The organism is Flavobacterium sp. LHD-85 (assembly GCF_030929595.1).
In the GTDB taxonomy this organism is placed as follows: domain Bacteria; phylum Bacteroidota; class Bacteroidia; order Flavobacteriales; family Flavobacteriaceae; genus Flavobacterium.
Map to the genome: position 1 here is coordinate 22,161 of NZ_JAVFVR010000024.1, position 6,153 is coordinate 28,313.

Annotated in this window: 5 protein-coding genes; 2 read left to right on the top strand and 3 right to left on the bottom strand. The window is 33.5% G+C overall.

The window, feature by feature from the left end:
* Positions 1 to 47 precede the first annotated feature (47 nt).
* Both RB618_RS23125 and RB618_RS23130 read left to right on the top strand, forming a co-directional pair.
* Positions 48 to 689, top strand: coding sequence for a Crp/Fnr family transcriptional regulator (locus RB618_RS23125; protein ID WP_308070989.1), 642 nt, complete (start codon positions 48 to 50; stop codon positions 687 to 689).
* Between the two features lie 273 nt (positions 690 to 962).
* Entirely contained in the window at positions 963 to 1,748 is a 786-nt protein-coding gene (locus RB618_RS23130; RefSeq protein WP_308070990.1) for a sulfite exporter TauE/SafE family protein, read from the top strand.
* An 86-nt stretch (positions 1,749 to 1,834) separates the two neighbouring features.
* Here the strand turns inward: RB618_RS23130 and RB618_RS23135 are convergent, their stop codons facing one another.
* The 3 genes from RB618_RS23135 to RB618_RS23145 form a co-directional block, all read right to left on the bottom strand.
* Positions 1,835 to 2,221 (bottom strand): helix-turn-helix transcriptional regulator, encoded by a 387-nt coding sequence (locus tag RB618_RS23135; protein WP_308070991.1) that lies wholly within the window; start codon positions 2,219 to 2,221, stop codon positions 1,835 to 1,837.
* A 1,236-nt stretch (positions 2,222 to 3,457) separates the two neighbouring features.
* Positions 3,458 to 4,534: a cytochrome d ubiquinol oxidase subunit II gene (gene cydB / locus RB618_RS23140; protein WP_308070992.1), complete on the bottom strand. Its 1,077-nt coding sequence runs from the start codon at positions 4,532 to 4,534 to the stop codon at positions 3,458 to 3,460.
* Positions 4,535 to 4,536: 2 nt separating this feature from the next.
* A complete protein-coding gene (locus RB618_RS23145; protein ID WP_308070993.1) occupies positions 4,537 to 5,883 on the bottom strand; it encodes a cytochrome ubiquinol oxidase subunit I in 1,347 nt (448 codons plus the stop codon).
* Between the last annotated feature and the right edge of the window lie 270 nt (positions 5,884 to 6,153).

Sequence of the window (6,153 nt, forward strand, 5' to 3'; positions counted from 1 at the left end):
TAAATTGATGTGAATTACTATAATTAGTGGCAAAAAAAATCTACCAAATGCAGCATTCATTAAAAACCATATTTCCTAATTTCTCCAACGAGCTTATTGCTACAATTGAAGAAAACGGAAGCCTTCAGGATTTTGAAACCGGAACTATTTTAATGCGTACCGGACAGTATATTAAAAATACCGTTTTGATTATTAAAGGTAAAATCAAAATCTATCGCGAAGGCGAAGACGGCGGAGAGTTCTTGATGTATTATTTGCAGCCAGGACAAGCTTGTGCTATCTCTATGATTTGCACCGCTAAAAGCGAAAAAAGCCAGATAATGGCAAAAGTTGTTGAAGATGTTACCGTAATGATGATTCCGCTGCAGTTGATGGACAAATGGATGATGGAACATAGAAGCTGGTACGAATTTGTAATTGAAACCTACCGAAGCCGTTTTGAAGAAGTTCTCGAAGTAGTTGACAATATCGCTTTCCGTTCTATGGATGAACGTTTGGAATTTTATTTAAAAAGACATTCTGATGCCTGCGGCTGTTCTGAAGTGAATCTTTCTCACCAGGAAATCGCAACCGAATTAAATACTTCCCGCGAAGTAGTTTCCAGATTATTAAAAAAAATGGAACAGCGCGGTCTGGTTAAACTCAATCGAAACCAGATTGAGTTATTAAACACAAATTTCACGAATTAACACGAAACTCTTTTAACACATAGAAACATAGCTTAACGGGATCTACAAAAGGCGTTTCACTTGCATTAACGCACATAGCTATGTGTAAATGACTAGTCATTTATTATAATCTTTTTCAAATAACTAAAATCTATGTTTCTATGTGTTTAAAATTTATTATGTACAGAAAAATTCGTGCACATTCGTGAAATTAGTGTTTAATAATCCTCTTCTGTGATAAATGTTACTGTAGGATTCTAATTTCCGAAGCAACTTTGCATTAAAATAAATGCAATGGAATATTTAGGATTTTTTGCCTCAATCATAATCGGAATCTCGCTTGGTTTAATCGGCGGAGGCGGTTCTATTCTAACAATTCCAATTTTAGTTTATTTATTCAAAGTAAATCCCGATCAGGCAACTTCTTATTCCCTGTTTATTGTCGGATTAACAGCATTATTTGGAAGTTACAGCCATTACAAAATGGGAAATCTGAAACTGAAATCGGCTTTGTATTTTGCCATTCCTTCGGTTATTTCTATTTTGATAATCCGCGAAGTAATCTTTCCGCAAATTGCATCGACCTTGTTTTCTGTTGCTTCCTATACCGTTTCAAAAGATTTTCTCATCATGATTGTCTTTTCGATATTGATGATTACAGCGGCTGTTTCTATGATTAAAAAGAATCAACCCGAAATAACAGCAACTGAAACCAATTATCCACAGCTTAGCGTAATTGGCTTTTTAGTCGGAATCGTTACTGGGTTTCTAGGCGCTGGCGGCGGATTCTTAATTATTCCTGCCCTGCTTTTTTTCGCCAAACTGCCCATGAAGCAAGCCGTTGGAACTTCATTATTGATTATTACCATTAATTCCTCAATAGGTTTTGCAGGCGATTTATATATCGGAACACCAATAGATTATACTTTTCTTTTAAGCGTTTCCGCAATGGCTTTAATCGGAATGCTTGTCGGAAGCCAACTTTCTAAGAAAATAGACGGCACAAAATTAAAACCTCTTTTCGGATGGTTTGTCCTTATAATGGGATTTTATATCATTGCGAAGGAAGTTTTATTCTAATCGAACTCGTAAAGTTTTATTTAGTTTCACTTGTAGAGTAATCTTTGTCAAAGTTTTAAGCTTTGACAAAGATGAAACTAAAACCTTCAAATTTCTCCAAACTTATCTTTATAACGCTCTAATTCTATTTCAGTTCTAGAAAGTAGTTTTTCTAATAATTGGATTTTATCTTCATAAAGTTCTTTTATGATCGATGTATTATCGGCATTGATTAATATGCTTCCATTATTATTTCCTGTAATTTTATTAAAACTATTAAAGTATTTATCGTATTCAAAACTAATTATATCTTCTACACTGACATCTAAAATTCTTCCAATTTCAACTAGTTTTTCATAACTCAAAGAAGTTTTTCCTTTTTCAATTTTACTGTAACCCGCTTGAGTTACACCTAATCTTTCTGCCATATATTCTTGAGTATAATTTTTTAACTCTCTAATGTTTCTAATCTTGTTTTTAATTGTTGTGGCCATAGTTTTATTCTGATTTGAGGTCATGTATAGCTAAAACAGCCAGCCGTCAATTGGTAACGACTTAACTATACTTATTTTTGGTATTCGTTAAACTACTTCATAATAAACAAACTATGAATTAGCATTTTGTTATTCTTTCTCTTTTTGATGATCAAACAACCATATATCAATGCTGCCATTATGAAAAAAACATCATAACGGAAAATATCAAATACAAATATCTCTGATTTTTTCTTAAGCAGTTCTTTGTATACTGCGTTCAAATTGAAGATCTAAATAATAATCGATCTGCTTACTAACAATTGCACGGTCTTTTAATGCAATTTTAGTCCTTATTTCATTTTGGTAAATATCTTTAACAAAAACAAAATATACAAACTCTGCTTTATTGCTAAACCTTATTGCTATAATAAACGCATAACATAAAATTGAAGGAATTATATAATAAAAGTCCATTAAATTGGAAAAGAACATACAATAATATGTTGCAGCAGTCACAGCAATAAAAGCAGTATTTTCAAGAAAATACTTTTTCTTTTTTTTGAGCAGTCTGAGCTTTTTGATTTCATCAAATTGGTACTGCCAGTTTTTAGATTTATAACAAAACCTAACCTTGTCGGAAAAAATTGTTAAGGGCATAAATGTAGTAGGTAAAATAGATTTAAGCTTTTAGTAAAAATCGTTTTCTAAAAATTCTTTATGGGGAAAAAATTCTTAGTTTCGCAATATTAAGCATTAACTGCTTTTTTTTCTTACAATACAGCTTATAGAATATAACTATGAGTTGTAATTAAATCTTTTATAAAATTTATCTTATATTTTATTTACAAGAAATAGCAAGCAAGAAAACTCTTTTAGGCGTTTTCGCCAAAGTGAACGGGCTATCTGCTTTATTCCCGATTAACAAAAACTACGACCAAAAAGCCTTGTTTTTCTAAATCGGGAGATACGGCCCCCATTCCTACGCAAATACAAGTAAACTCGCGTTTAGGACTTAAGATTATTTCTTGAATTGCCTCCAGCTTTAGCTGGAGGTAAACAAATGTAAACAAAAAAGGCTTTAGCCAAAAACCGCAAAGTTTGGCTAAAGCCCTCGGTCAAATTAAAACAAAAAACCTCCAGTTAAAACTGGAGGCAATTGATTCGATAATGAAGAAATTAAAATTTGTGAAATTTATAGTTGCAAAATTCAGAATTCATTCAAACAAAAATTCGTGAATTCGTGGCTAAAAAAAATCAATGCTCCCCATACCCAACATCATCCATTTTCCCGCTAAAAACGCGATATTGAATAATAAAATAAATAATCACCAAAAACAAAGCGATAAAAAACCAGCTCAAACCAGCATTTAATCCGTATTCATGAGCGGCGGTATTGTAAATCGTTAAAGACGGATTTACTTTATTGGTTGAAGGCAAAACGTTCGGAAAAATAGAAACTGCTGTCGAAGCAAATCCTCCAACTAAGAATAAAGTCGAAAAAATAAATCCTTGACCATCTTTTTTGAAGGAACGAACTTTGAATAATCCCGCAATTCCCACAAAAGTCATTAAAGGAAAAAACCAAAGAATCGGATTTTCAATAAAATTATGAAAGGGTTTTGGCTCGATAAAGTGCCAAATTCCCAAAGAAATAAAGACTAAAATCAGCAGAACAAAGTTCAGTCTAAAGATTACATTTTTCAATTTCGGATTCAGCGCCGAATTTGTTTTATAAATAATCCAGTTTGCCCCGTGAATCGTTAACGCCACAACACTCACAATTCCTAAGAAAAGTGTAAACCAATCGATAATTCCCAATTCATTCGCCTGTGGACTAAAAGTCGGATTCCACAAAGGCAGAAAGAAATAATGTGCTTCTTGTGTAGAAACGCCATTTTGAACCATTCCAAGATTGACACCGCGAACGATATTTCCTAAAGCAATTCCGAAAAAGAGAGCCAAAAGTAAACTTGCAATTCCGAAAGCCTTATCCCAAATACTTTCCCACATATGATTATGAATTTGTCCCCGCATTTCAAGTCCGATGGCGCGAAAAATCAAAAGCCACAAAATCATAATCAAAGGCAGATAAAATCCGCTGAAAGATGATGCATATAAAGTCGGAAAAGCAAAAAACAAAACTCCTCCAGCCGCAATAAGCCAAACTTCATTGGCATCCCAAAACGGGCCAATGGCATTGGTAATTGCCTTTTTATCTTTTTCTGTATCAGCAAAAAATAAATGAATAATTCCTGCACCAAAATCATAACCATCCAAAACCAGATAAACAGCCAAGATTCCCATTAAAACTATGTACCAAAAAAATTCCATACTTATATTTTTTCTTTTGAAAGTTCCACATTGTGTGGCCCTTTATTGATAATTTTTCCAACTAAAAGCAAAAACAGCATTCCCAGCAAAAGGTATAAACCGATAAAACCCAGCAATGTAAACAAGGTATTTCCTGATGAAACTGTTGGTGAGGCTCCTGCTGCGGTTCTCATTAAATTATAAACCAGCCATGGCTGTCTTCCTAATTCTGCCGTATACCAGCCTGTTGTGTTGGCAATGTACGGAAACGGCATCATGAACATCAAAGACCATAAAAGCCATTTGGTTTCAAATAATTTACCTCTTATTAATTGAAAAAGAGAAAGCACCATTAACCCAATAAAAACAGTTCCTAATCCAACCATAATATGATAGGCATAATACAATCCAGAAATATTGGTTGGATGAAGGTCTTCTTCAAACTGATCTAAGCCTTTTATTTCCTGGTCCCAATTTCCGTAAGTTAGGAAACTTAGAATATTTGGAACGGCAATTTTATTATCCAATTTTTTGTCTTTTACATCAGGCTGACCGATTAAAACAATTTCAGAACCTTTCTTTTCGGTATGAAAAATTCCTTCCATCGCAGCAAAAGTTACTGGCTGGTATTTCACAACATTTTTAGCTGCTAAATCTCCTGTTGGAACAGCTACAATTACACTAGAAATCAATCCGAAGATTACTCCTGTTTTCAAGAACAATTTTCCGAAAGAAACGTTTTTATTACTTAAAATATAGAAAGCTCCAATTCCAGCAACAACAAAAGAACTCGTTACCAACGAAGCCGCTTGATTATGTAAATAAGAAGGCCAAAGCCAAGGATTAAGAAATAACGCTTGAAAATTATTCAATACAAATTTTCCGTTTTCCAAGATTTCATAACCCACTGGATTCTGCATCCAAGAATGTGTGGCGATGATTAAAAATCCGCTGGCCCAAGAACCAATCATGATTAGTAATCCAGTTACAAAATGCCATTTATGCCCGAGAAGTTTTTCTCCAAATAAAAATAATCCAAGAAAAGAAGATTCAAGAAAGAAAGAAAACATTCCTTCCATTGCCAATGTCTGGCCAATGATTCCACCTGTAAGTTCAGAAAACTTAGCCCAGTTGGTTCCAAACTGAAACTCCATCGGAATTCCCGTTACAACGCCCATTGCAAAATTAAGGGCGAAGATTTTCATCCAAAAATGGGTGGCGTGATTGTATTGTTCGTCTTTGGTTTTGAGATATTTCCACTTGAAGTACACAATGATCAACGAAAGACCCATTGTAAGTTGCGGAAAAAGATAATGAAAAGTGATCGTGAAGGCAAACTGCATTCGATCATAAAAGAGCATTTCTTCCATAATGGTAATTTGTTTATGAAGTTCCACAAATTTAACCATTAGAACCCGAATTAACGCCCTTTAAAAAAAGTTTATCTCCCGATATTTGTTAAACTTTTCAACAATTTAAAGGGTAGAAATAACACTTCTACTCTTTTTGATTTCGTTATAATTTGTCATTTCTGTAAATGTTAGATAATTCGGTAACAAAATTTAACTTTAATAAATTTTGTTGCGATGAGAAATAACAGTCAGGATTCAACATTAGAGAGAAACTATTTAGAGAAGTAT

Bases quoted from the DNA above. Each gene is read 5' to 3' on its own strand.
- RB618_RS23125 (WP_308070989.1), top strand. From the start codon at position 48: ATGCAGCATTCATTAAAAACCATATTTCCTAATTTCTCCAACGAGCTT.
- RB618_RS23130 (WP_308070990.1), top strand. From the start codon at position 963: ATGGAATATTTAGGATTTTTTGCCTCAATCATAATCGGAATCTCGCTT.
- RB618_RS23135 (WP_308070991.1), bottom strand. From the start codon at position 2,221: ATGGCCACAACAATTAAAAACAAGATTAGAAACATTAGAGAGTTAAAA.
- cydB (WP_308070992.1), bottom strand. From the start codon at position 4,534: ATGGAATTTTTTTGGTACATAGTTTTAATGGGAATCTTGGCTGTTTAT.
- RB618_RS23145 (WP_308070993.1), bottom strand. From the start codon at position 5,883: ATGGAAGAAATGCTCTTTTATGATCGAATGCAGTTTGCCTTCACGATC.